We start from the raw sequence: 232 nt of genomic DNA, 5'->3' as shown, positions 1-232 counted from the left end.
CTTCGAGCGTGACCACCACGCACGACAGCGACGCCTCGCGGTTGGTGGCGATCTGCAGATCGGTCAGGGGCAGCCAAACCTCGGCGTTCATCACCGTGTTGGGGGCGCTGAAGCGGCCCACGATCGTCCAGTCGCGGTCGTCGAAGTGCAGCGTTTGGCCGAGGGCGACGCGGCTCTCGGGCAGTCCCAGCCGCGTGGCGGCCAGCTCGCCGAGCATCAGCTCGTCGCGGCC

At 69.8% G+C, this 232-nt stretch carries 1 protein-coding gene; it reads right to left on the bottom strand.

Going from position 1 to position 232, the window contains the following annotated elements; genetic code table 11:
- On the bottom strand, positions 1-232 hold a 232-nt coding region (locus R0J87_RS25170), incomplete at both ends, for an ABC transporter permease (protein WP_498889752.1).

Origin of the sequence: Halomonas sp. SIMBA_159, from assembly GCF_046536035.1 — a bacterium.
Classification (GTDB): domain Bacteria; phylum Pseudomonadota; class Gammaproteobacteria; order Pseudomonadales; family Halomonadaceae; genus Vreelandella; species Vreelandella venusta_A.
This window is presented reverse-complemented; position numbering and strand designations above follow the sequence as displayed.